Raw genomic sequence first — 23,935 nt, forward strand, 5'->3', positions numbered from 1 at the left:
CGTTCCTGCCCGTCAAGTCGCTTAGCGTTATAGAAGCCCATAACGATACAGACAACGGCACCAGAGGACAGGAAATGCCTTATTCCCCCTTTTTCAATGACGCACAGATCGAAGCAGCAGTTGCCATCCGGCACCAGCTGCACCAACACCCAGAGCTGAAGTTCGAGGAAATGCAGACCGCCCGCCTCGTGGCCCAGCGCTTGCGCGACCTGGGGTATCACGTGACCGAAGGTTTGGCGACCACCGGCGTCATGGCCGAGCTGGACACCGGCCGCCCCGGCCCCGTGATTGCCTTTCGGGCCGATATGGATGCCCTGCCCATCAGGGAAGCCAACGCGTTCGAGCACCGCTCCCAGCGCGACGGGCTGATGCATGCCTGCGGCCACGACGGGCACACCGCCACGCTGCTGCTGGCCGCAGAAGCCATCATCGCCCAGCGCGACCAGCTTTGCGGCTACATCAAGCTGCTGTTTCAACCCGGTGAAGAGGGCGGCAACGGTGCGGATAAAATGGTCAAGGCCGGCGTGCTCCAGCACCCGCAGGTAGAGGCCATTTTTGGCTACCACAACCGCCCAGGCTTTCCCGCAGGGCAGCTGTTCGTCAAACCCGGCCCGGCCATGGGCGGTAACGATACCTTCAAGATCACCTTGTCGGGCGTATCGGGCCACGCTGCCATGCCGCATCTGGCGGTCGACCCCATTTATGTGGGGGCGTCGCTGGTGCAGCAGTTGCAAGGGCTGGTGGGCCGCCACAAATCACCGTTGGAAGCTGGCGTGATCACCGTGGCCGCCTTTCATGCGGGCGATGCCGCCAATGTCATTCCGGGCACGGCAGAGCTGCTGGTCAATATTCGCAGCGACCGTGAAAGCTCGCGCAACTCTCTGGTGGGCAAACTGGAACAAGTGGTGGCCGGGGTGTGTGCCGCCCACGGCGCCCACTTCTCGATGGAGCATCAGCACCAGATTCCGCCGCTGGTCAACGACGACGAATGGTCACGGCAGGTGCTGGCCATCGCTACCGAGCAGGGGGTCAGCCCAGACATCCAACAGCTGGATTACATGCCCACCATGGGCGCCGAAGATTTTGCCTTCTACCTGCAAGAGGTGCCTGGCTGCTTCTTCTTCGTGGGCAATGGCGACAGCGCGTACCTCCACAACGAACATTACGACTTCAACGATGCCATCTTGCCGGTGGCCGCCGGGATGTTCGTCGCGCTGGCCCGTTCACTGCTCCAGCGCCGTTGAGCGACACCTCCAACACGATTGCAATAACAACGTCTCAACAAGGATTCACTCATGCAAGGTGTTCTGACTTCCATTGAACGGGTGGGCAACAAGCTGCCGCACCCCTTTATTCTGTTTACTGTGCTCGCCGCCCTGGTGGTCGTGGTCTCGGCCCTGCTGTCGGCACTGGGCGTCTCGGCCATCAACCCCCAAACCGGCGACGAGGTCGTCGTGCGCAGCCTGCTATCGGCCGAGGGGGTCGAGTTCATGCTGACCAGCGTGGTCAGCAACTTCGTGAACTTTCCGCCGCTGGGGCTGATTCTGGTGGTGATGTTCGGTATCGGCCTGGCCGACAAGGTGGGCTTGATGTCGACGCTCATGCAGGTCAGCGTGGCCAAGGCTCCCCCGTCACTGCTGACGTTTTGCGTCTTCATGGCAGGCATTTGCGGCAGCATTGCATCAGATGCCAACTACCTGATTTTGATCCCCCTGGCGGCCATGGTCTATTACTCCGTTGGCCGCCACCCGGTGGCCGGGGCCGCGGCGGCCTATGCCGCCGCCGGGGCTGGCTTCGATGCCAGCCTGTTCATCACCGTCGGGGATGCGCTGTTCGCGGGCATCACCACGGAAGCAGCGCGGCTGGTCGACCCCGAGGCGTATGTCTCGCCCGTCGACAACTACTACTTCGTTGCCTGCTCGGTCTTCGTGCTGGCGATGGTCGGCACCTTGCTGATCGACAAGGTCGTGGAGCCCCGCCTGCAGCGCACGCTGCCCATGAGCAAGGACTTCAAGACCGACGTGGTAACCCCTGAGCTGACCGCTTCGGAACGCCGGGGCCTCAAGCGCGTGGGGCTGGCAACGCTGGCGTACATCGCGCTGGTGTTACTGGCCGTGTTGCCGGAGGCCTCACCGCTGCGCAACGATGACGGCGGTTTGATTCCCTCGCCGTTTTTGAGCTCTCTCGTTCCGCTGATGTTTCTCTACTTCGTGACGATTGGCCTGGTGTATGGCATCACCACGGGCAAGATCACCAGCAGTCGCGACGTTCCGCAGCGCATGGCCGAATCTGCCAGCGACCTGGCCCCCACGCTGGTGCTGTTCTTTGCCATTTCCCAGTTCATCGCCTATTTCGGCTGGTCGGCACTGGGGCAGTATATCGCCATCGAGGGCTCCAACATTCTCCAGAACACGGGCTTCACCGGGCTGCCGCTGGTGGGCGCGTTCATCGTCATGAGCGCCACCCTCAACATCTTCATGACCAGCGGCTCGGCCCAGTGGGCGCTGATGGCACCGGTGTTCGTGCCCATGCTGATGATGATCGACTTCGACCCGGCCTTCGTGCTGGCGATGTTCCGCATCGGCGACTCCAGCACCAACATCATCTCGCCCATGAGCCCCTACTTTTCGGTGGCACTGGTGTACATGCAGCGTTACAAACCGGACATGGGGCTAGGCACCTTGATCGCCACCATGCTGCCCTTGGCCATGGGCTTTTTGCTAGCCTGGTCGGCGTTTCTGATGTTCTGGTTGATGATGGGCTGGCCCATCGGCCCAGGGGTCTACATGATGGCGAACTAGCCTTACTGCATCGCTTTCATCAGCTTCCACAAATAGTCGGCAGCGGGCGACAGCCTTCTGCCGACGCGACGTACCAGATTGCCCTGGCTACGGGCGGCCATGGGGTGATCGATGGGCACCGCCTGCAGCAACCCTGCCTCGATCTCGCTGCGCGCCGCCGCCGCCGTCATGAACGCGACCCCCACCCCCGCACTGGCCATGCGCCGGGCCACCGAGTGCAAATTGCAGCGATACGCAGGCGTGGCTGGCTGCCCCGCTGCTGCAAACAGGGCATTCACGAACTGCTGCGACCCGGACACCTCCGGCAGGAAGATCAACTTCTGCTGCAACAGCTCTGCCACGCTCACGCTGGACTGCCTGGCCAAAGGGTGAAACGGCGCCACCAGCGCACACAGCGGCCCCCGCTCGAACGAGTGCACCACCAGCCGAGGGTCCGAAATAGGGCCATAGGTAATGGCGATGTCCACTTCATCGTTCGCCACCATGTCATGGGGTTCACGCGGGTAGTAGATGCCGGTCTTGATCTCGATCAGCACCTCAGGGTAATGCTCGGCAGCGCGCCGCATCACGTGATTGATGAAACTGTCCACGAACCCATCCCCCACCGACACCACGACCTTGCCCGCCTGCAAATTGCGCAGCCGCGCCAGCGTATCGGTCAGCTCGGCATTCAAGCGCCGCTGGGCCAGAAAGCCTTCCACGACCAACTGGCCAGCCTCGGTAAGCATCACATGACGCCCCTGGCGCTCCAGCAGCGCCATGCCCAGCGCCTGCTCCAGCGAGCGCACCTGCCGACTCACCACGGAAGGGTTCAGCTGAAGATGCTCGGCCGCCGCGCGAATCCCCCCACAGCTACTGACTTCCAGCAGGTAGAAGGCCCGTTTATCGAGAAGGGTCATAGGCGTCACCAGAATCGTCTCCAGGCGTGGAAAAGGCGCTCTTTCGTTGCAATTAAAACAACACCTTCAGGATTGCATAGTCAACACGACAACCTCTACGCTGCTTGAGAGGCCCGTGACTGCCAGCCTATTCGTTTAACTGACAACTCACAGCAGTTTACTCGGCTCATGACTTATTAAAAAAAACAGCGTCACAACAACTTCCCGTCGTCATCTCGCACGGGAACACAGGAGACGAACATGATGTTTGATGCATCTCGCAAGTCGATCAAAACACTAGCCACTGCCTGCCTGGTGGGTAGCACCATGATGGCCACACAGGCCATGGCGCAAACCACCATCAACCTGGGTTACAACGGCGCACCGGACCCCGATAAAAATGCGGTACATGTGTTTGCCACCAACCTGCAATCACTGGTCGAAGAGAAAACCAATGGCGAGATCCAGCTTCGCCTTTACCCCAATAGCATGTTGGGTGAAGAGCAGGAGCGCATGGAGCAGACCATGAGCTCGCCCATGCTGAATATCGCGTCCTTTGCAGGCGTGTCGCCGATTGCCGATGAAATTTTTGTCAGTGCCATCCCGTTTCTATTCGATGACTTCGATGCTGCACGCGACTTCTTCGATGAAGGCAGCTATTGGCAGGAAGTCGAGAAAGTCGTCAAAGAGCGTTCAGGCATCGACATGTTGGCGGTCGTTGAAGAGGGCGGCTTTTTAGCTTTTACCAACAACAAGACGCCTATCTCTCACCCTGATGACTTCGCAGGTCTGCGCTTTAGAGCCATGGACCCCAGCCAGGTCGCCCTGTACGAAGCCTTTGGCGCATCCGGCACCCCCATCCCGTGGACTGAAGTGTATATGGCGCTGCGTACGGGCGTCGCCGATGGCCAAATGAATCCCCCCATGTACATCATTCTGGGCAGCCTGCATGAGGTACAAACCTACCTCACGCTGGCCAACATCCAGTACTCCAATCAGTTTCTGGTGGGTAACGGCCAGATGATCGAGAGCTGGGAGGAAGAGACGCGCAACGCTTTCCTGGAAGCCGTCGCGGAAGCCAACCAGCAGGCTCGCGAGCATAATGAGGCCCAGGTCGAAGAACGCATTGCCTACCTGGAAGCGCAAGGCATGGAAGTCATTCGCCCCTCGGAGGAAGAGCTGCTGGCCTTTCGGGAAATTGGTCAGCCCGCTTACCTCGAATGGCTCAGCGAACGCGGCATTGACCAGCACTGGATAGCACTGGCTCTGGAAGATGCCGGGCAAGAAGAGCTGCTCGACTAGCCTCTCGTACTGCGCTCATCCACTCAGCGGGGACAATGGTCAAGCCGTCCTCGCTGACTTCACCTTGCGGACAAGACTCTCATGCACGCGCTTCGAACTCGCATGCTGGCGGTGACCCGCCCGCTTTCCCTGACGGTGGCTGCCCTACTGCTGCTCACCAACCTGGGGGTCATCATTTATGGCGTCATCATGCGCTACTTCGTCGGTGGAGCCCCCATCTGGACTGACGAACTTTCCCGCTTTCTCATCATTGGTACGGTACTCATCGCTGCCGGGGCCGTGTGGGTCGAAGGCAGCCATATGCGTGTCGCATTGATGGAGCGCCTGCTGCCTGCACCACTGGCACGTTTGCTCAACCTCTATCAATGGCTGTTGACCCTGGGCGTGGCCGTGGGGGCTGCCTGGGTAAGCTATCGCTATGCGCAGTCGGTCAGCATGTTTACGACGTCAGGGTTAGGCGTAAGCCGCACCCTGCCGCTCATGTCCATGCCGATTGGGTTTTCGCTGTTGGCCTGGCACGTCTTTTGGTATGGGCCCGCGCCGCTGCCAGGCCTTCTGGAGCCCACTCCCCAAGAGCAAACCGATGCAGGGGAACCGTCATGATTCTGGCCATGTTGGGCGTCTTTCTGGTACACATGCTGCTCGGGCTACCGCTGTTCATCGCGCTGCTCACGACGGCACTGGTCGGCTTTTTATTCGTTGACCCGACCATGATCCCACGCATGATGCCGCAGCAATTCTTTGGCGGTATCAATGCCTTTTCTCTCATGGCCATTCCCCTTTTCATCCTGGCCGGCAACCTGATGAATGCCAGCGGCCTGACCGAGCGGTTGATGGGGCTGGCCCGCTTGCTGGTCGGCCACCTACGCGGAGGCATGGGGCATGTCAACGTGGTGTCCAGCGTCTTTTTTGCAGGCGTCAATGGCTCTGCGGTCGCGGATACCTCGGCACTTGGTTCACTGTTGGTGCCCGCCATGGAAAAAGAGGGCTACTCACGCGCCTTTGCCGCAGGCCTCACCGCCGGTAGTTCGCTCATAGGGCCGATCATCCCTCCGAGTATTTTCATGATCCTGTATGCGTCGCTAACGAATACTTCTGTCGGTGATCTATTCCTGGCGGGCATTATTCCAGGCCTGCTGCTCGGCGCCGCCTTCATGGGCATGAACGCCTGGTACGCCTGGCAAGTGGGCCTGCCGAAAAGCGGCAAACTGCCCAGCGTCAAAGCGATTGGTCTGGCCACGCTCGTCGCGCTGCCAGCGCTCATCGCACCGGTGATCATTGTGGCGGGTATCGTCCTGGGGATCGTCACTCCAACGGAGTCTGGAGCACTCACTGCGCTCTACGTGGCGCTGTGCGGTGTCGTGCTAGGCGGGCTGAACATCACTCAGTGCTGGCAAGCCATCAAGGATACCGCCCGTTTGACCTCGGCTATTTTCCTGATCATGGCCGCCTCGGCCACGATCAGTTGGTTATTGTCCTACGCCCAGGTGCCTCAGCAGTTCGTCATGCTGCTCGCCCCCTATGCGGAGAGCCCAGTCATCATCTTGCTGCTGCTCAGCGCCATCACCTTCATGACGGGCATGTTCATGGAAGAAGTGTCTGCCCTCATGTTGCTGACACCCATTTTTGCCCCCGTCGCCATGATGGCCGGTATCGATCCGGTGCACCTTGGGGTCATCATCACGCTGAACATCACGATTGCGCTCATCACCCCACCCATGGGTGCCTGCGTCTTTGTGGCAGCCGCCGTGAGCCGACTGGAAATCGTCTCGCTGTTTAAAACCATCTGGCCCTTCGTGCTCACTGCCATTGCCGTATTGCTGCTACTGATTTTTTTCCCATCGTTGACGTTACTTCTGCCTAGACTACTTGGATAACCGAGATGCCCACTGCTTCAGCCACTGCTTCGACGGCCTTGACGGCCATTCCCGGTCAGCCCTCACCCGACTGGAGCACCGTCAGCCGTATTGCTATTCAGGAGTGTCACGAACGGCTGCTTCCCATGAGCCTGGCACCTTCCCCTATCGTGGTATTTCCCGCCTACGCCCGTTTGGGCATTCCCGGCGCCATTCCTGAGTGCTTCGTACGTGAAGGGGTATATCGAGCCTTGCTAGCCGTGGCGCGCGCTCTCCCTGAGGGCATCAAGCTACTGGTGCTCGATGGATGGCGACCCTGGCGTGTTCAGCAATACCTGTTCGATACGCTGCATGAAGCGATTCGGCATCAGCACCCTCAGGCAGAAGAGGCAGAGCTACTGACCCGAACACGTGAATTCGTTTCCTTGCCCAGTCGTGACCCTGCTGCGCCTAGCCCCCACCTCACCGGAGGCGCGGTGGATGTCACGCTCTGCGATGACGATGGCATCCCGTTGGACATGGGAACGCTGTTCGACGAAGCAGTGCCCGCGTCACATACCGACCACTACGAGCACCTCGACACGTCATCCACAGAGCAAAGGCACGTACGCGACAACCGTCGGCTGCTTTACCATGCCATGCGCCAACAAGGCTTCACCAATTTGCCCAGCGAATGGTGGCACTTCGATCTGGGTGACCAGCTATGGGCTCATTATGGAGGTCACCCGCACGCCCGTTACGGTCCGGCAGAGCTCGATACCATCGAAAACCGCTGGCGACGTCACATCCGTTAACACAAGCGAGGGGCATCGGCAGAGAAAAAACGCATGCCCCGACGCAGGTGCTCGACACAGGTAGTCGCGGCGACGGTCAGCTGGCGGCCTTCCAGACTCACGATCTGTGCCCGCGCACCGCTCATGATCGGATAGGCCATGGGCAGTGCAGTGATCTCGCCTCTGGCTATTTCATCGGCAACCGTCAATTCAGGCATGAAGGTCACCCCGATGCCTGAACGCACGAAGTTCTTGAGAACCGACACTGAGTTGGTGTGCAGGCGAGCATCCAGATAACGGCGCTCCTGATGGGCTACCATGTTGACCATCTGACGCATACCAAACGGGTTATCCATCAGGGCCAACGGCCAAGGCTCGATATCGCTCAAGTGGGCAGCCCGTGACAGGCGCCCAAGGGGGTGCTCTGGTGGCACGATCAGGTCCAGCGGTTGCCGCGTTTCCACATGGCAATGTATCTGCGGGTCTACGGGGGGCGCATAGAGTAACGCCAGGTCGACCTCCATCTCCTTCACCAGGGTCATGGCTTCATTGACGCCCGCCATGCGAATTTCCACCTTGATACCCGAAAAACGCGACATGAACGCCCCCAGGGGCGCCGCAATCAGGTCAGCAATAAACCCTTCACCGACGGCAATGCGCACCTCACCTCGAGCCATTTCCTGAATGGCCATCAATTGGGACAGCACGGCCTCTTCCGACAACCGCTGAGCATGATAGTGTTGAATGAGCAGCCGCCCTGCCTCGGTAGCCCGCATGCCGCCACCGTGACGCTCGCATAGCTGCACACCCAGCTCCTCCTCCAGGGCTTTCAACTGTCGGCTGAGTGCCGAGGCATCCACATTGATATGCGCGGCGGCCCTCCGCAATGAGCCACGGCGTACCACCTCGTTTAGATATAACAGCGCACGCTGGCTAAGCATGTGTAATCCTTGAATATAAAATTCAGCAAGAACTGGTGCATTGATCGCGCCGTAGCACAATCCATCATGCACACCTCTCAGCACCAGCTCAATGGATTCGATATCAAGGAAACCGCATCTTCATGCGCTAAAGGTTGGGGAGGTCATGAACCTGCAAAGACGCTCAAGGCTCTACCTTTGCCTGAGCAGAGGCCGTAATAATCTCGCCACCATGATCGGTCTTGCAGCCCAGGTAAGCCGTGGGCAGTTCACCGGGATGTGGAGTGGCAAGAGACTTCAGTGATGGTGGCTGCTCTTAAAAAAGCCCAGGCAAGCGCCTGGGCAAGGAGGATATACGGCGTTGCGTTACTCTAACGACTCATAGGGTAGTCCAACGTAATTTTCCGCAATGGTAACAAGGCCCGCGTCAGAGCTTGTCACGTACTCCAACTCAGCGAGCTGCATGCGGCTGTTGAAGTCTTCTTCATCCGAAAAATTGTGCAGCATCGAAGTCATCCACCACGAAAAGCGTTCTGCTTTCCAGATACGCTTCAAACACGTCTGCGAATAACGTTCGAGCAAGTCCGTTCTGCCTTCCTGATACACCTTCATCATTAACCGATAAAGTGTATGGACATCGCTGGCGGCCAGATTGAGACCTTTCGCCCCGGTGGGGGGCACAATATGCGCCGCATCACCAACGAGGAAGAGCCGCCCATACTGCATGGGCTCGACAACGAAGCTGCGCAGTGGCGCAATGCTCTTTTCGATGGATGGCCCCGTTACCAGTTGGTCAGCGACCTCTTGGGGTAAGCGACGTTTTAGCTCTTCCCAGAATCGCTCGTCAGACCAGTTTTCCACTTTTTCGTCCGAGGGGACCTGCAGGTAGTAGCGGCTGCGAGTGGCGGAGCGCATGCTGCACAGGCTGAAGCCGCGCGGGTGCCGAGCGTAGATCAGCTCTTCAGATACCGGGGGGGTATCAGACAACACACCCAACCAGCCAAATGGGTATACCTTTTCAAACGTTTTGAGGCGGTCCTGAGGTATCGACTGCCGCGAGACGCCATGGTAACCGTCACAACCTGCAATGTAGTCACAATCGAGCCGGACCGTTTCCCCATTTTTCTCAAAGGTGATGTACGGCTGGTCGCTTTCCAGGTCATGGGGTTGGACGTTTTCCGCTTCGTAGATGGTTCTTGCGCCAGCTTTTTCCCGGGCTTCCATCAGATCACGGGTCACTTCCGTCTGGCCGTAAACCATGACCTTCTTGCCACCTGTCAATTCATCAAGCGCAATGCGTACACGTCGGCCATCGAAAGCCAGCTCGAAGCCGTCGTGTGGGTATCCCTCTGCCTTCATTCGCTGGTCTACCCCGGCTTCCTCCAACAGGTCTACCATGCCTTGTTCCAGCACGCCGGCGCGGATACGGCTCAGCACGTACTCACCGCTACGGCGCTCCACAATGACGTTGTCAATGCCTTGACGGTGTAATAGCTGCCCAAGCAGTAAGCCAGAAGGTCCTGCGCCAATGATGGCCACTTGCGTCTTCATGGGGATGCCTCTTCGTTATCGTTATCCTGATACCTATGACTTGTATTTTTCAATGAAACAAAAGCGAATATAAGGCATCTTAAATATCAATTATTGGACTTTTACAATATTATTACCCAACCTTAGTAGTAAATATCGCTTTACGAAACGAGCAAGGGATTCAGGATGACGGCCTCTTCTACTCCACCGGTACCAGTCTTCAAGCTTTATGGTGAGACACAGCACTGGCCCACGCCGGACCTGCTGCACTGCGAGTCCATCGCGGAGCGTAGCCAGCTACATGACTGGCACATACGCCCTCACCGACACGTGGATCTTGTTCATATTCTATGGGTGCGCGAGGGGTCCGTTACGCTGGAACTGGAAGGCACGAGTCACTCATTACAAAGCGGCACGGTGATTATCGTGCCCGCCATGTCCATCCACGGCTTTCACTTTTCGCCCACTGTTCAGGGGCACATCATCACGCTGGCCAAACCCTTGGCAGACCATTTACACGCACTCATGGGTGAGCATAGCGCGCTCAGAAAAGCAGATTTCTACCCTTTGTCGTCCTCACACCAGGCGCAACGCATTACCACGCTGGTCAATCAGATCGACGAGGAGTACCAGCACCCCGCACCCTCCCGCCACAGGCTGCTAGAAGCCCTCATTCAAGCGTTGACGGTCGAGCTTTCACGCCTATGCCCCCCTGCCAATACGACGAAGCGCCCCGCTCTTCGGCAAAGCGATAAAGGGCAGCAGCATCTGGAGCGTTATCAGGCACTGATCGAGTCGCACTACCGCAGCCAACCCAATATCGAGCATTTGGCAGAGCAGATCGGGGTGAGTAATGCGCACCTGAACATGTTGTGCCGACAGATCGCTGGCCGCAGCGCGCTGCAGCTGCTTCACGAACGCATACTGTTAGAAGCCAAGCGCCAGCTCACCTATACCAACATGACGATTGGCCAAGTGTCTGACAGCCTGGGCTTCTCTGAACCGGCTTACTTCACGCGCTTTTTTAAGCGAAATACGGCACTGTCACCGCGCGAGTTTCGGCTGCGCCAAACAGCGAGTGACGAGACGCCTAAATAGGGTAGTGACGCGGCCCCAGCTGCATCGTCATCCAGCGCAGCTCGGTGAACTCTTCGATACCCGCCTTGCCGCCAAAACGGCCGTAACCACTGGACTTCGTGCCACCAAACGGCATCTGCGGCTCATCGTGTACCGTGGAGGCATTGATATGGCAGATACCCGTTTGCAAGCGGCTGGCCACTTTCATGGCACGGGCACTGTCTCGGCTGAATACCGCCGATGAAAGGCCGTACTCACTGTCATTGGCGATGCGAATGGCCTCTTCGTCGCCGCTGACACGCATCACCGCCACGACAGGGCCAAACGATTCTTCGCGATACAACCGCATGTCGCGGGTCACACCATCGACCACGGTAGCCTGCATCACGACGCCCTCGGCCTTACCACCTGCCGCGACACGAGCACCTTTTGACACGGCATCATCCAGCAGGCTATTCAATTTCTCACCGGACTGCGCGTTGATCAATGTGCCCAGAGCATTGCCTTCATCACGCGGATTGCCTGCTTTCAAGGCCTGCGCACGAGCGGCAAACTTGTCCACAAACGCATCCGCGATGCGGTGATCGACCACCACACGCTCGGTGGACATGCAAATCTGGCCTTGATTGAAGAACGCACCAAAGATCGCGGCATCCACGGCAGCCTCGATATCCGCATCCTCCAGTACCAGCAACGGAGCCTTTCCGCCCAATTCCAGCAGTACTGGCTTCAAGTATCTGGACGCTTGCTCGGCGATGATTTTGCCCACACTGGTCGAACCAGTGAAATTGATCCGCCGCACGGCGGGGTGGGCAATCAGCGCACTCACGACCTCCGCCGCGTTATCCGGCGCGTTGGTAATCACATTGACGATACCGTCGCCAAACCCCGCTTCTTGAAGCACTTCGCCGATAAGATGATGGGTCGCGGGGCACTGCTCCGAGGCTTTCAAGATCACGCTATTGCCGCAGGCCAAGGGGGTGGCGAGGGCGCGTGTGCCCAGGATGATCGGCGCATTCCAGGGCGCGATGCCCACCACCACACCACAGGGCGTGCGCACGCCCATGGCCATGCTGTCCGGCACGTTAGAGGGGATGATATCGCCCTGAATCTGGGTCGTTAGCGCTGCCGCTTCGCGCAATACATCGGCGGCCACTTTGACGTTGAACCCAGCCCAACCCACGGTAGCACCGGTCTCTTCTACCATGCGATCGATGAAGTCACCCTGACGGGCCTCCATGAGCTCGGCTGCTTTCAGCAGTTTGGCACGACGCTCGCCAGGGCCTGTTTGCGACCATGCATCAAACGCCTGGCTCGCCACGTCAGCAGCCCTCTGCGCATCACCTGCACTTGCTGCCGCCGCCGTGGTGACAACCTCACCACTCAAAGGGTTCGTTCGGGTAAACGTGGCTTCGTGCTCTGCGGCCGTTGCTTCGCCTGCGAGCAGTAGCTGGATGGTCATCATGGTATTGGCTCCTTGTCAGCAAAGTCCTACAGCAGAAATACCGTGCTCAAGATGGGGAAAGCGATTAACAGCGCCAGACGTATCAAGTCTGAGACCACAAACGGCGCGACGCCTTTGAAGATTTCTCCTAAGCGCACATGCGGAGCCATGGCTTTGATCACAAAGACGTTCATTCCCACGGGCGGGGTCATAAGCCCCAGCTCCACGGTCAGTACGGTCAGAATACCGAACCAAACCGGGTCGATGCCCATGGCCTGAATGATCGGGTACACCACCGGAACCGTGATCACCAGCATGGCGATAGAATCCATAAACATGCCCAACACGAAGTAGAGCGCCAGAATGATGAGCACTACCACGAGCGGGGAAAGATCCAGCCCGTAAAGCATGTCCGTAATGGAAAATGAAATACGCGACACCGAAATGAAGTAACCCAGCGTTTCAGCCCCTACCAGCATGAAGAACACGACAGCAGATAGCGCCAGCGTCTCCTGCACGCTGCGCCACAGCTGAGCACTGCGCATGCCTTTTACGAGCGCATAGATCAAGGTCGCGAATGCCCCCACGCTGGCCCCTTCGGTGGGCGTAAAGGCACCAAAATAGATGCCTAGAATCATGACCAGGAAAACGCCAAAAAAGGGAACCAGACCAGTGAGTGACACCAGCTTCTCTTTCCAGGGCGTGGGCTCCCCGGCGACCGCTAGAGAGGGACGCAAGCGCATTACGACCGAGACCGTCAACGCGTACATGACCAGGCCCATCAAGCCCGGAATCAAGCCTGCCATAAACATATCGCCCACCGACTGCTCGGTCAGAATGGCGTAGATCAGCAGTGCAATACTGGGCGGAATCATGATCCCCAGCGTGCCGCCCGCAGCGAGCGCGCCTGTCGCCAAACCACGGTGATAGCCGTAACGCTCCATTTCTGGCAACGCGACCCGAGTCATGGTGCTGGCGGTCGCCAGCGATGACCCGGAAATCGCCGAAAAAATCCCGCACGAACCAATCGCCGAAATCGCCAATCCGCCCTTCCAACCGCCGCAAATGGTTCGCGTCGAATCAAATAGCTTACCGGCCATGCCGGAGTGAGCAGCCAGAACCCCCATCAGAATGAACATCGGTACAGCGCTGAAACTGTAGTTGGAGAGCACTTCGACCGGCACCGTTTTAAGCTGCGCAATCGCGGCATCCCAGCTAATGATGCTGGCAAACCCGACCACGCCAACCACTAACATGGTCAACGCGACCGGTACGCGCAAGATCATCAGGACCAGCAAACAACCAAGGCCAATCGCACCGATCGCTTCACTCCCCATGAGTCGCCTCCTCACCCCGGCCATAAACGATGCCTAGCAGGGCATGAAGGAAGCTGCGCACCCCTAACAACAGACTTAGCGCAGCAGCCATTTGATAAATGGGGCCCATGGGCAGTCGCAGGTCTTGCGTGGTGGTGCCATGACGGGCCGCCGCCGAAGCCGAGTCCAGCAGACCTACGAACAGGATCAACCCGAGCGCCATGAAACCAAGAAAATAGAGGCCTTGCAGGCGGTTCTTGATGGTTTGAGGCAAGCGGTGTGAAAAAGCTTCTACCACTACCTGGCTTTTCTCGACATTGGCGGCCATCGCCGCTAATAGCGCAAACAGCATTAAATAGCTGACTAACTCGACGCTTCCGGAGACCCGCAGCGAAATCGCGCCTTCGGTCACACGAGCAAGATAGCGAGTACTGACGTCGGCAATCGTGACGGCCAGCAAACCAATCAGCGCGATACCGGCAACCAGGCGGCAAACAAGGGCCAGCCAATGGCTGGCCCTGTCGAGAACGTGCTGCAAGTGAAGAGTAGACGTCATGAGACCTTATCCCTGTTGGGCACCACAAGACTCGCTCGCCGCCAGGGCAGCTTCATACACCTCACGGGCTTGGCTCAAACCGCGTTCTTCCAGTTGAGTCAAATAGCTTTCAATGCCCGTTTGCAGCGGCGCTTGCCAATCCGGGTGCTCAAGGGGATTCTCAATTTCACGGATAGTGTGTCCGGCGTCGACAGCTTCCTGCTTACCTTCTACGTCAAGGCGATCAAACACTTCACCGGCCTTTTCGGCCCACTTCATGCCTGAGTTGTTGTCGATGACGGCTTGCTGCTCTGCAGAGAGACTGTCATAGGTCCTCTGATTCATGGTGGCGACAAAAATCAGCGTATAAAACGGTACTTCGGTGTGATAACTGACCAGCTCATTCACGCGGAATCCTTTTAGACCTTCCCAAGGGAAGCTCAGGCCATCAATGACCCCGCGCTGCATGGAAGTATAAATATCTGGGGCAGGCATCCCCACCGGGCTCGCTCCCATGTTTTCGAGCATTTCTCCCGCCACGGCGGTGGGACGCCGAATGCGCAGCCCTTGCAGGTCAGCGGGCGTCTGCACGTCGGTGTCAATGGTGTGGATACCGCCTGGGCCGGTGGTAAACATGAAGAGGGGACGCGTATCTTCATACTCGGCATCCAGATGCCCATCATCGTAAAGCGTCTGCAAGACGCAAGCCCCCTGAGTAGCCGTCGAGGCTATCCCTGGCAGCTCGACAATTTGAGAAAGAGGAAAGCGGCCTGCGGTGTACCCTTGGGCAGTGGCCCCAATATCCGCGATACCGTTGGCCGCCGCCTCATAAATGGAATCGGGTTTGGCCAAAGTGCCAGATGGGAACATCTGGATAGTGAGTTCGCCGTTGGACTCTTCGGCAATCGTATCCGCCCATGCTTGCAGAACATCTTCATTCACTCCCGAAGCACCGGGCCAGAAGTGGGCCATACGTAACGTGCTGGCCTGAACAGAGCTTGCAACAAGGCCTGTAATAGCAGCCACAAGGAGGCATTTGGAAAAATGTTTGTTCATGGGGGCTCCGGCTTATTCTTGGACTATTTGTGGTTCGCATAGCGAATTCAAGTTCGCCACAACCCACACATTAGTCCACTATTCCACGTGAAGCCAATCGACATTCGTCTATGTCAAATGCGGCACAACGGTGCCATTTCATGAACAAAACCAGTGCCCTGAATACTCCTTAAAGAAACGGATATAAAAAGCACTTTGAGCAAACAAAGTTGGACTTTTCAAATATTTCCGAGTTGTTATCAACATCAAAAAAAGCGCTGCGTAACAACCCGCAGCGCTTTTTCGTTAAAAGACCAGTCAACGAGGTGATTTAAAAATCAAAAAACACTGTCTCCCCCTCACCCTGCAGGCGGATATCCAGCCGGTAACGCACCTTGCCGTCCACCTCTTCGCGCTTGGCGATCAGCGTTTGGCGGCGCGCCGGTGATTCAATGCGCGATAGCACCGGACACTGGTCGTTCGCGGCCCCTTCGTCATCGAAATAGAGCCGGGTCTGCAGGTGGATATTCACCCCCCGCGCAAAGATCGCCAGGTTGATATGCGGCGCCATGCGCTGGCCGCTGGGGTGCTTTACCGCGCCGGGTTTGATGGTGGTCAACGACCACTCGCTGCCACGATCAAAGGTGGTGGCCGTGCGGCCAAAGCTGTTGAACGGCTTGCTCAGGTCATAGTCGGCCTGGTAATCGCCGTTCGCATCGGCCTGCCACGCTTCTAAAAACGCATCGCGTACCAGATCGCCGTTGCCGTCAATGACGGTGCCCATCACCTCGATATGTTCACCCTGGGCGTCAGACCTGGCCATCTCGTTCCAGATCTCTTCGTCCCGCGTCGGGTTACCGGCAGCCGCGAGGGCAAGGCCGATATGTACGTAAGGGCCAGCGGTTTGCGAGGCGGTTTCGCGCAGCATGAGTGCACTGGTCGGCTGACTATTGGGTTGAATCACAGGTTGCTTCATCCTTCGTCCCCTGACCTTATTGATTTTCAAAGAAGGTTTGCAGCTCGCCGCGTACCACAATATCAAAGCGGTAGGCGAGACAGTCCATGGGTTTGCTGTGGGCCATGTCGAGCCGCCCAATCATGGTTTCCACGGCGTCAGGATCTTTCAATGTGTGGACGATGGGACACAGCGGAATCAGTGGGTCACCCTCAAAGTACATCTGGGTAATCAACCGGGTGGAGATCGCAGGCCCCGTGACCGACACATGGATATGCGCAGGCCGCCAGCTATTCATATCATTCGGCCAAGGGTAGGGGCCGGGTTTGATGGTGCGGAACCGATAAATACCCTGTTCATCGGTCAAGCAGCGCCCTACCCCTCCAAAATGAGGATCCAGCGGTGCCAGATACTTATCGTTTTTATGGCGATAACGACCACCGGCATTGGCCTGCCACATTTCGACCAACGTGTGGGGCACGGGCTTGCCAAACTGATCGACGACGCGACCAAACATCATGATCCGTTCGCCCTGGGGCAGCCCTTGACCGTGGCTAAAGTTCATCAGCAGGTCGTTATCGTGGGGACCCATGCGCAAGTGGCTAAAATCGGGGCCGGTCAGCTCGGAGACGGTAGGCTGCTGCATGCTCACCAGCGCTTGCTGGGGGGAGCGGGCAACGGAAGTCTTGTAACCCGGCGCGTAAGCGGGTGGATGCCAGCTGCGGTCGCGGGCCACAAAGCGTTTATTGTCGTGGGTCATCGCCTTTACCTCTTGTTTGTATCGATGTTTCTCATCGTCACTAGGCTACTCGCCCCAGCCCAGCTCTTTAGCGAGGGCAAAAGCGTGATTGGCTGCCGGCACGCCACCGTAAATCGCCACGTGCATCAACACCTGGCGCAGCTCGGCTTCTGTCAGCCCAATGCGTTTGGCAGTCTTCAAGTGCAGCGACAGCTCTTCACGGCCGAGGGCAGCGAGAATGCCGGTGGTAATCATGCTGCGCTCGCGGCGGGTCAAGTCATCGTTGCTCCACAGCTCTCCCCAGGCAAAGCGGGTAATCATTTGCTGGAAAGGCGTATCGAGGCTATTGGCGTTGGCGGTAGAGCGCGCTACATGCTCTTCTCCCAATACCTGTTTGCGGGTTTCCAGCCCCGTGGCGTATGCCACGCCCTGGTTCGCCACATCGCCCAGGTCCGTAGCCAGCAGAGCAAGAAGCTTTTGCGCGAACAGCACTGGGGCCTCTACCGAGGGCACGTGGCCAACGCCGTCCAGAATCTCCAAAGGCGCACCATCGAGCTCCGTGGCCAGCGCTTTTAGTGTCGCAGGCGGGGTGGCCATGTCTTCACTGCCGCCCAATAGCTGTACCTTGACCTTTTGCCCCGAGAGCTTGCCGGTGAAGGTATCACGCCCCAGCATCTCGCAAAGCTGGGCATAGGACTCGTCGTCGCCACGCCCCATCTCGGTACACCAGCCTGCTTTAAGTGCGGGGCTTGCCTCGAACGCTGCCGGGGCGAACCAGCGCGGCACGATCTCTTGAGACATCGCCGCCAGGCCTTCCTGACGAACGCGCTCGGCCCGCGTATTCCATAAATCAGGATGACCAATCACTGCGCCAGTATTGGTCAGGGTGGCCGTCAATAATCGCTCGGCATGCGCGGCGATCAACTGCTGGCCCACCACACCCCCAATCGAGGTACCCACGAAGTGAAAACGCTGAGCACCCGCCAGCGCAGCCAAGGCCAGCACCTCGTCGGCCAGCGCTGCCGGTGTCACCTGGCGGCCGCTCACTGCCTGGCTGGCACCGTGGCCAGGCAGATCCCAGGTCAGTACGCGGTAGCGGGGCAGCAGCGCGGGGATTACGTCATCCCATACGGCCTGGCTCATGCCCAGCGGGTGCGCCAGCACGATCAGCGGGTTCACTTCTGACCCCATCAGGCGATAGGCGACGCTGCGGCCATTGAGGGTATGAAAAGCCATGCTTGCCTCCGTTAAACGCGTTCGATCAGCGTCGCAATGCCCTGCCCCACGCCGACACACATGGTGCACAGCGCATAACGCTTGCCACTGTTTTGCAGTTCGTGGGCCGCCGTCAGCAGCAGCCGCGCGCCCGACATCCCCAGCGGGTGCCCCAAAGCGATGGCACCGCCGTTCGGGTTGACGCGTGGGTCATCGTCGGCCAGCCCCAGGTCGCGCATACAGGCCAAGGCCTGGGCAGCAAAGGCCTCGTTGAATTCGAACACATCGATATCGTCCATGGCGATCCCCGTGCGCTCGAGCAACTTCTGCACGGCGGGCACCGGACCGTAACCCATGATGCGCGGTTCGACACCGGCGGTGGCCATGCCGATGATTTTGGCCATCGGGGTCAGGCCATGGCGTTTGACCGCGGCTTCGCTGGCCACCAGCATGGCCGCCGCTCCGTCGTTGACGCCCGAGGCGTTGCCCGCCGTGACGCTGCCCCCATCACGGAAAGGCGTCGGCAGGCCCGCAAGCTTCTCCAGCGTGGTTTCCCGCAGGTGTTCGTCCTGGTCGAAAAGCAGCGCTGCCTGCTTGCGACGCGGAATCTCGATGGCAGTGATCTCCTGGGCAAAGCGACCGGCCTTTTGGGCCGCGGCGGCTTTTTGCTGGGAGCGCAGCGCAAAGGCGTCCTGGTCTTCCCGGGAGATGTTGAACTGCTCCGCGACGTTTTCGGCGGTTTCCGGCATGGAGTCCACCCCATAGGCCTTCTTCATCGCAGGATTGATAAAGCGCCAGCCGATGGTGGTGTCTTCGATGGTCTGGCTGCGGGCAAAGGCACTGTCGGCCTTGCCCATGACGTAGGGCGCCCGAGACATGGACTCCACACCGCCCGCCAACGCCAGCTCCATTTCGCCCGCCTTGATGGCACGGAAAGCGGTGCCCACGGCATCCATCCCCGAACCACACAGGCGGTTCATGGTCGTGCCGGGAACCGAGGTGGGCATGCCCGCCAGCAGCGACGCCATGCGCGCCACGTTGCGGTTGTCTTCTCCCGCCTGGTTGGCGCAGCCCATAAAGACTTCTTCGATGGCCGCCGGGTCCAGGTTCGGCGCGTCAGCCAGTACTGCCTTGAAAATCGCGGCGGCAAAGTCGTCGGGACGCACGCTGGCCAGGGTGCCGCCAAAGCGACCAATGGCGGTGCGACGGGGATGACAAAGATAAACGTCACTCATGGCAAACTCCTCATGCGCCCGCGTGGGCCCGCTCGGTGCGCGCTTTCAGCTCACGCAAGATGGTTAATTCGTGTTCGCTGGGCTCCGGTGTGCTCTCGAGCTGTTCGGCAAAGCGAATCTCCCAGCCGGTGGCCTCAATCACATCGTCACGGCTCACGCCCGGATGCAGCGATACTACCACCAACTCTTTGGTGTCCGGGTCGGGCTTCATCACGCACAGGTCGGTGATCACACGGGTGGGGCCCTTGCCGATATTGGGCACGTTATCGCGCCCCTTGCCATCACGGCCAAACCCGAGCGTCGTTACAAAATCCACGCGCTCTACGAAGGCACGCCGAGAGTGCTTGAGAGTGATGAACACCTCGCCCGCGTTGGTGGCAATTTCCGGGGCACCACCGCCGCCCGGCAGGCGCACTTTGGGCTCACGATAATCACCAATCAAGGTGGTGTTCAGGTTGCAGTAGCGGTCGATTTGCGCGGTGCCCAGAAAGCCCACGTCGATCTTGCCGCCCTGCAGCCAGTAGCGAAACATCTCAGGCACGGCCACGGTGGTCAGCGCCGTCTCGGCCAGCTCACCATCCCCAATGGAGAGAGGCAGCACATCGGGTTTGGTTTGCAGGGTGCCGGATTCGTAGATCAGGACCACTTCCGGGGCATGGGTCAGGCGCGCCAGATTGGCCGCTTCCGAGGGGAGCCCAATGCCCACAAAACAGGTCATGCCATTTTCCAGCGCCCGCGCGGCGGTCACCGACATCATTTCAGAAGAGGTATATTCCAGACTCATCAGGCTTGGCCTCCTACGGGATTGCTGGCAGTGCGGTACACGTTGTCGTCGAGCCACTGGGTGAAGGTATCCCGGTCACGGGCAATGGCATCCCACTCTTTATAGAAACGGTTACTGCGCCCGTAGTAGCCGTGAGTATAAGAGGGCAACGCCCCTTTTTCGGCGACGGCAATCGCGCTGATCGCCCAACTGGGGATCACACAGGCATTCGGGTGGGCGTTCAGGTCATCAACGATCTCTTCCACCGTGACGATGCTCTGCCTGGCCGCCAACACGGCTTCTTTCTGCACGCCGACGATTCCTTCCACCAGTACATTCCCCTGCCGGTCGGCCCGCTGCGCGTGGATGATGGAAACATCGGGGCGCACGGAGGGCACGGCGGCCAAGCGCTCGCCGGTAAAGGGGCATTCGATGAACTTGATCTGCTCATTGACGCTGGGTAGCTCGCTCCCCACGTAGCCACGCAGCACGGCCAGCGGCAGGCCAGCGGCCCCTGCTTCGAAGGCACAGGCCATGGCGGCGTGGCTATGCTCCAGAATCTCGACCTTATGCGGCCAGCCTTTCTCAACGGCATCGCGCAGGCGATGCAAGGAACCCACGCCCGGATTACCGCCCCAGGAAAAGATCACTTTCCTGGCGCAACCCGCCCCGATCAGCTGGTCGTAGATGATATCTGGGGTCATCCGAATCAGCGTCAGGTCGCGCTTTTTCTGGCGGATCACTTCGTGACCTGCCGCAAAAGGAATCAAATGGGTAAACCCTTCCATGGCCACGGTAGCGCCGTCCTGGACGTAGCGCGCTACCGCGTCATGCAAGCTGAGAAACTCGGCCATTGTTGGTTGCCTCTTCACTGGACGTTGGCGTACTTATTCGTATTGGCGTACTAACTCGTTATGTTCGTTAAACGAACATAGATTCTCTATACGAACAAGTTACTGTCGAACGATAATGGGGTCAAATGGCTTCTTCACTGAATGCCTCGCGGGCATGATGAAAGGCATTCTCGAAAACCCAACAAAAATATTAAATAACAACAACTTACAGTTTTAAAAGCCAATTTTTTGCGCGTATCACCTGCTCCTCGCTGCTACCAAGGTATAAAGCGGGGTCACACACCCGGCTCAGCTCTTCAGGCGTTAGTTGACGGTTAACGTCAGGATATTCGAGCAGGACTTCCGCGTAGGGTCGCGCCTGAAGACGGGAGGTTTCTGCCGCTTCAGCACTCAAGGCCTTCGCGCGCTCAGGCCCGAGGCAGGCCGTCAGTAACTTCGCCACGGGCTCTGCCATGATGCCGCCGCCCGTCGCCCGCAAGTTGCGCTGCATGCGCTCTGGATACACTTCCAGCCCTTCGAGCAACACCACCAGCTGCTCCAGCGCACCTTCCGTGAGCAGCGCGCTTTCGATGAGCGGCGCCCATTCGGCATGCCACTCCCCCAGCCCCCTCTCCAAAGGATGGGCGGCAGCATTCAACAGCACCGAGGCGTGACCATGTACCTGGCGTGCAGCCCCGCGGATCAAGGCACTGCGTACGGGGTTGCGTTTATGGGGCATGGAAGAGGACTCCCCCATGCCGGGGGCAGAGGGCTCAGCGACTTCGCCCACTTCTGTCTGGGTCAGCAGGGAGACGTCCAGCGCTACCTTTTCTGCAGCGCCGACCACGGCATCCAGGGCCGTACCAAGCGCGTGAACAGGGTAACGATCGGTATGCCAAGACAGCGTTGGAGCTGCCAAACCGAGATGCGTTGCCAACGCATCCATCCACCCAAGGCCCTGAGCATCCCAGCCGGAGTGCACTCCCACGGCACCCCCAAACTGCACAGGAAGCTCGATGGCACCCAAACGACGCCGGGACCGCTCCAGGCCGACGGCCCAATGCGCGACTTTTACCCCAAAGGTCATGGGCAGTGCCTGCTGCATTAACGTTCGACCGACCATTGGCGTTTTTGCATGGGCCTCCATCAGCGCCAGCGCCGCTGCACGGCACCGCAGCAGTAGCGTATCCATGGCCGCTAGCCGAGGCTTCAGCAGGAGCATGATGGCTGAATCGACCACATCCTGACTCGTGGCGCCGACATGCCAGTAACGCTTCAGGTCATCGGATAAACGCTTTCGCCCCTGCTTGACGAAAGGTATCGCCGCATTGCCGCCGCTCGCGATACCTGCAGCCAGCTCATCCATATCAAACGTCGCGTTTGCTAACGCCTCGCGCATTTTCTGGCTCACCCCGGGCGGAATGGCGCCGCTCTCCTCTTGCACCCTGGCTAACGTAAGCTCAAAGGCCAACATGGCCTGTAACATGGCCGAGTCATCGCAGGCACAGAGGCCGTGCTGGCTCATAAACGGATGCTTTAGAAATGCGGAAGGCATATCAACCTCGCTGTTTGAAACGGTAGGTAGCGCGCAATAAACAAACGTACAATTGTTCGCAATTCGAACGCCATGCTAAATTGGTCTGATAAGTAGGGCAATGCTCATTCTTTCACTGACCGCCAATCCGAGATCTTATGCTCGCCATTCTTGCGATTACCACGCCCATATTTTTACTCATCAGTGCTGGTTATATCGCCCGCTGGAGCGGGGTGATTGAGCGCGAGCAGATGCAGGGGGTCGCCATTTTCGTGCTCTACTGTGCCCTACCTGCCCTGATCATCAGAGCGTTGACCCAGCACCCGCTGGAAGAGATTTTTCAGCTCAATTATCTGATCGCTTACGGAATAGGCTCTTTGCTGATCTTTGGCGGTGCGCTACTGCTCACCTGGCGGTATCAGCACCAACCACCTCATGTCAGCTCGATACAAGCACTCGGCATGGCCGCGGCCAATAGCGGCTTTGTTGGCTACCCCGTGGCGGCGATGGTCATCGGGTCACCCGCGGCGGTGCTGCTGGCGCTGAACATGATCATCGAGACACTGCTGATCATCCCCATGGCGATCATTCTCGCAGAGATGACGACACAACAAGGGAGCAGTGCATGGAAAACCGTCACGAAGACCGTATCGAGCCTCGCTAAAAATCCCGTACTCGTCGGCTTGTGTGTGGGTATTTTGCTGGCGGCGACCGGTGTCACCATCCCCTTGCCCCTGAGGAAAGCCATTGACATGCTGGCCAATGCAGCTGGCCCGGCCGCCCTGTTTGTCATCGGCGGCACTCTTTTTGGCCTGCAGATCAAAGGCATGGCGCGCGATGTGAGCCAGATCGTGATGGGCAAACTCATCCTGCACCCCTTGGCCATCCTTATCGTCTTTTTGCTGGTACCCGGCATCGAGCCTATCTATCTCGTAGGGGCACTGCTGTTCTCGGCGGCCCCGATGATCAGTATCTACCCACTGCTAGGGCAACGCTATGGCCTGGGGGGTGTCAGCGCGGCGGCCATGCTGGTAGCCACGGTGGCCTCCTTTTTTACCCTTAGCCTCATTCTCTGGCTGGTCAGCCTTACCCAATGGCTGGCTTTTTGATAGCGCCAATGATGTGCGCTTCGTGACGGTTAGAGCCGCCCTTATAGGAAGCGGCTCGTCATCAGGCGCGATATGGCTCCCGCGA

Annotated in this window: 22 protein-coding genes; 8 read left to right on the forward strand and 14 right to left on the reverse strand. The window is 58.7% G+C overall.

Annotated elements, in window-relative coordinates:
- The first annotated feature begins 74 nt into the window (after positions 1-74).
- Positions 75-1,244 carry a M20 metallopeptidase family protein gene (locus tag IE091_RS16245; protein WP_189464123.1) on the forward strand — a complete coding sequence of 390 codons (1,170 nt, stop codon included), beginning with the start codon at positions 75-77 and terminating at the stop codon, positions 1,242-1,244.
- Between the two features lie 51 nt (positions 1,245-1,295).
- Entirely contained in the window at positions 1,296-2,801 is a 1,506-nt protein-coding gene (locus IE091_RS16250) for an AbgT family transporter (RefSeq protein ID WP_039174934.1), read from the forward strand.
- A gap of 2 nt (positions 2,802-2,803) precedes the next feature.
- Here IE091_RS16250 and IE091_RS16255 read toward each other — a convergent pair whose 3' ends face one another.
- On the reverse strand, positions 2,804-3,700 hold the full coding sequence (locus IE091_RS16255) for a LysR family transcriptional regulator (RefSeq protein ID WP_189464124.1): 897 nt from the start codon (positions 3,698-3,700) through the stop codon (positions 2,804-2,806).
- Between the two features lie 240 nt (positions 3,701-3,940).
- Here IE091_RS16255 and dctP point away from each other — a divergent pair, with 240 nt between their 5' ends.
- The 4 genes from dctP to IE091_RS16275 all read left to right on the forward strand — a co-directional run bounded on the left by dctP (position 3,941) and on the right by IE091_RS16275 (position 7,631).
- On the forward strand, positions 3,941-4,981 hold the full coding sequence (gene dctP, locus IE091_RS16260; RefSeq protein ID WP_422822542.1) for a TRAP transporter substrate-binding protein DctP: 1,041 nt from the start codon (positions 3,941-3,943) through the stop codon (positions 4,979-4,981).
- Positions 4,982-5,062: 81 nt separating this feature from the next.
- Positions 5,063-5,584, forward strand: a complete 522-nt coding sequence (locus tag IE091_RS16265) for a TRAP transporter small permease (RefSeq protein ID WP_081135974.1) — start codon at positions 5,063-5,065, stop codon at positions 5,582-5,584.
- Positions 5,581-6,858 (forward strand): TRAP transporter large permease, encoded by a 1,278-nt coding sequence (locus IE091_RS16270; protein ID WP_189464125.1) that lies wholly within the window; start codon positions 5,581-5,583, stop codon positions 6,856-6,858. The genes IE091_RS16265 and IE091_RS16270 overlap by 4 nt, the downstream gene beginning before the upstream one ends.
- 5 nt (positions 6,859-6,863) lie before the next feature.
- Positions 6,864-7,631, forward strand: coding sequence for a M15 family metallopeptidase (locus IE091_RS16275; protein WP_189464126.1), 768 nt, complete (start codon positions 6,864-6,866; stop codon positions 7,629-7,631).
- On the opposite strand, the gene IE091_RS16280 is transcribed toward IE091_RS16275, so the two are convergent.
- Together IE091_RS16280 and pobA are read right to left on the reverse strand one after the other, a co-directional pair.
- A complete protein-coding gene (locus tag IE091_RS16280; RefSeq protein ID WP_189464127.1) occupies positions 7,628-8,551 on the reverse strand; it encodes a LysR family transcriptional regulator in 924 nt (307 codons plus the stop codon). The two genes, IE091_RS16275 and IE091_RS16280, sit on opposite strands and share 4 nt — an antisense overlap.
- Positions 8,552-8,896: 345 nt before the next feature.
- The gene (gene pobA, locus IE091_RS16285; protein WP_189464128.1) at positions 8,897-10,081 is read right to left on the reverse strand and encodes a 4-hydroxybenzoate 3-monooxygenase; all 1,185 of its coding nucleotides are present in this window, start codon (positions 10,079-10,081) and stop codon (positions 8,897-8,899) included.
- Positions 10,082-10,246: 165 nt separating this feature from the next.
- Between pobA and IE091_RS16290 the strand changes: the two genes are divergently transcribed.
- Complete coding sequence (locus IE091_RS16290; RefSeq protein ID WP_189464129.1) at positions 10,247-11,158, forward strand: helix-turn-helix domain-containing protein; 912 nt, start codon at positions 10,247-10,249, stop codon at positions 11,156-11,158.
- Here the strand turns inward: IE091_RS16290 and IE091_RS16295 are convergent.
- The 11 genes from IE091_RS16295 to IE091_RS16345 all read right to left on the reverse strand — a co-directional run bounded on the left by IE091_RS16295 (position 11,151) and on the right by IE091_RS16345 (position 22,732).
- Positions 11,151-12,602 carry an aldehyde dehydrogenase gene (locus tag IE091_RS16295; RefSeq protein ID WP_189464130.1) on the reverse strand — a complete coding sequence of 484 codons (1,452 nt, stop codon included), beginning with the start codon at positions 12,600-12,602 and terminating at the stop codon, positions 11,151-11,153. The two genes, IE091_RS16290 and IE091_RS16295, sit on opposite strands and share 8 nt — an antisense overlap.
- Positions 12,603-12,628: 26 nt before the next feature.
- Complete coding sequence (locus IE091_RS16300; protein ID WP_189464131.1) at positions 12,629-13,918, reverse strand: TRAP transporter large permease; 1,290 nt, start codon at positions 13,916-13,918, stop codon at positions 12,629-12,631.
- Positions 13,908-14,453, reverse strand: coding sequence for a TRAP transporter small permease (locus IE091_RS16305; RefSeq protein ID WP_227407223.1), 546 nt, complete (start codon positions 14,451-14,453; stop codon positions 13,908-13,910). The genes IE091_RS16300 and IE091_RS16305 overlap by 11 nt, the downstream gene beginning before the upstream one ends.
- A gap of 6 nt (positions 14,454-14,459) precedes the next feature.
- Positions 14,460-15,488 (reverse strand): TRAP transporter substrate-binding protein, encoded by a 1,029-nt coding sequence (locus tag IE091_RS16310; RefSeq protein ID WP_039174915.1) that lies wholly within the window; start codon positions 15,486-15,488, stop codon positions 14,460-14,462.
- Positions 15,489-15,798: 310 nt separating this feature from the next.
- Positions 15,799-16,443: a protocatechuate 3,4-dioxygenase subunit alpha gene (gene pcaG, locus IE091_RS16315; RefSeq protein ID WP_229800869.1), complete on the reverse strand. Its 645-nt coding sequence runs from the start codon at positions 16,441-16,443 to the stop codon at positions 15,799-15,801.
- Between the two features lie 16 nt (positions 16,444-16,459).
- Positions 16,460-17,182, reverse strand: a complete 723-nt coding sequence (gene pcaH, locus IE091_RS16320) for a protocatechuate 3,4-dioxygenase subunit beta (RefSeq protein ID WP_039174913.1) — start codon at positions 17,180-17,182, stop codon at positions 16,460-16,462.
- Between the two features lie 45 nt (positions 17,183-17,227).
- Complete coding sequence (locus IE091_RS16325) at positions 17,228-18,397, reverse strand: alpha/beta fold hydrolase (protein WP_189464132.1); 1,170 nt, start codon at positions 18,395-18,397, stop codon at positions 17,228-17,230.
- An 11-nt stretch (positions 18,398-18,408) separates the two neighbouring features.
- Positions 18,409-19,611 carry a 3-oxoadipyl-CoA thiolase gene (pcaF, locus tag IE091_RS16330; RefSeq protein WP_081194442.1) on the reverse strand — a complete coding sequence of 401 codons (1,203 nt, stop codon included), beginning with the start codon at positions 19,609-19,611 and terminating at the stop codon, positions 18,409-18,411.
- 10 nt (positions 19,612-19,621) lie between these two features.
- Positions 19,622-20,395 (reverse strand): CoA-transferase subunit beta, encoded by a 774-nt coding sequence (locus tag IE091_RS16335; protein ID WP_189464133.1) that lies wholly within the window; start codon positions 20,393-20,395, stop codon positions 19,622-19,624.
- A complete protein-coding gene (locus IE091_RS16340; RefSeq protein ID WP_096921926.1) occupies positions 20,395-21,228 on the reverse strand; it encodes a CoA transferase subunit A in 834 nt (277 codons plus the stop codon). Before IE091_RS16340 ends, IE091_RS16335 begins: the two co-directional genes overlap by 1 nt.
- 205 nt (positions 21,229-21,433) lie before the next feature.
- A complete protein-coding gene (locus IE091_RS16345; RefSeq protein WP_229800870.1) occupies positions 21,434-22,732 on the reverse strand; it encodes a class-II fumarase/aspartase family protein in 1,299 nt (432 codons plus the stop codon).
- Between the two features lie 167 nt (positions 22,733-22,899).
- Here IE091_RS16345 and IE091_RS16350 point away from each other — a divergent pair, with 167 nt between their 5' ends.
- A complete protein-coding gene (locus tag IE091_RS16350; RefSeq protein ID WP_096921924.1) occupies positions 22,900-23,850 on the forward strand; it encodes an AEC family transporter in 951 nt (316 codons plus the stop codon).
- Positions 23,851-23,935 lie beyond the last annotated feature (85 nt).

It is taken from the genome of Vreelandella hamiltonii, assembly GCF_014651775.1.
Taxonomy (GTDB): Bacteria; Pseudomonadota; Gammaproteobacteria; order Pseudomonadales; family Halomonadaceae; genus Vreelandella; species Vreelandella hamiltonii.

Excerpts from the sequence above, each read along its gene's own strand:
- IE091_RS16345 (WP_229800870.1), bottom strand. The coding sequence starts at position 22,732 with ATGAGCCAGCACGGCCTCTGTGCCTGCGATGACTCGGCCATGTTACAG.
- IE091_RS16280 (WP_189464127.1), bottom strand. The coding sequence starts at position 8,551 with ATGCTTAGCCAGCGTGCGCTGTTATATCTAAACGAGGTGGTACGCCGT.
- IE091_RS16245 (WP_189464123.1), top strand. The coding sequence starts at position 75 with ATGCCTTATTCCCCCTTTTTCAATGACGCACAGATCGAAGCAGCAGTT.
- IE091_RS16270 (WP_189464125.1), top strand. The coding sequence starts at position 5,581 with ATGATTCTGGCCATGTTGGGCGTCTTTCTGGTACACATGCTGCTCGGG.
- pcaH (WP_039174913.1), bottom strand. The coding sequence starts at position 17,182 with ATGACCCACGACAATAAACGCTTTGTGGCCCGCGACCGCAGCTGGCAT.
- IE091_RS16265 (WP_081135974.1), top strand. The coding sequence starts at position 5,063 with ATGCACGCGCTTCGAACTCGCATGCTGGCGGTGACCCGCCCGCTTTCC.
- IE091_RS16310 (WP_039174915.1), bottom strand. The coding sequence starts at position 15,488 with ATGAACAAACATTTTTCCAAATGCCTCCTTGTGGCTGCTATTACAGGC.
- IE091_RS16300 (WP_189464131.1), bottom strand. The coding sequence starts at position 13,918 with ATGGGGAGTGAAGCGATCGGTGCGATTGGCCTTGGTTGTTTGCTGGTC.
- IE091_RS16335 (WP_189464133.1), bottom strand. The coding sequence starts at position 20,395 with ATGAGTCTGGAATATACCTCTTCTGAAATGATGTCGGTGACCGCCGCG.
- pobA (WP_189464128.1), bottom strand. The coding sequence starts at position 10,081 with ATGAAGACGCAAGTGGCCATCATTGGCGCAGGACCTTCTGGCTTACTG.
- IE091_RS16350 (WP_096921924.1), top strand. The coding sequence starts at position 22,900 with ATGCTCGCCATTCTTGCGATTACCACGCCCATATTTTTACTCATCAGT.
- IE091_RS16325 (WP_189464132.1), bottom strand. The coding sequence starts at position 18,397 with ATGGCTTTTCATACCCTCAATGGCCGCAGCGTCGCCTATCGCCTGATG.
- IE091_RS16275 (WP_189464126.1), top strand. The coding sequence starts at position 6,864 with ATGCCCACTGCTTCAGCCACTGCTTCGACGGCCTTGACGGCCATTCCC.
- IE091_RS16340 (WP_096921926.1), bottom strand. The coding sequence starts at position 21,228 with ATGGCCGAGTTTCTCAGCTTGCATGACGCGGTAGCGCGCTACGTCCAG.
- IE091_RS16250 (WP_039174934.1), top strand. The coding sequence starts at position 1,296 with ATGCAAGGTGTTCTGACTTCCATTGAACGGGTGGGCAACAAGCTGCCG.
- IE091_RS16305 (WP_227407223.1), bottom strand. The coding sequence starts at position 14,453 with ATGACGTCTACTCTTCACTTGCAGCACGTTCTCGACAGGGCCAGCCAT.
- IE091_RS16295 (WP_189464130.1), bottom strand. The coding sequence starts at position 12,602 with ATGATGACCATCCAGCTACTGCTCGCAGGCGAAGCAACGGCCGCAGAG.
- IE091_RS16255 (WP_189464124.1), bottom strand. The coding sequence starts at position 3,700 with ATGACCCTTCTCGATAAACGGGCCTTCTACCTGCTGGAAGTCAGTAGC.
- pcaG (WP_229800869.1), bottom strand. The coding sequence starts at position 16,443 with ATGAAGCAACCTGTGATTCAACCCAATAGTCAGCCGACCAGTGCACTC.
- pcaF (WP_081194442.1), bottom strand. The coding sequence starts at position 19,611 with ATGAGTGACGTTTATCTTTGTCATCCCCGTCGCACCGCCATTGGTCGC.
- dctP (WP_422822542.1), top strand. The coding sequence starts at position 3,941 with ATGATGTTTGATGCATCTCGCAAGTCGATCAAAACACTAGCCACTGCC.
- IE091_RS16290 (WP_189464129.1), top strand. The coding sequence starts at position 10,247 with ATGACGGCCTCTTCTACTCCACCGGTACCAGTCTTCAAGCTTTATGGT.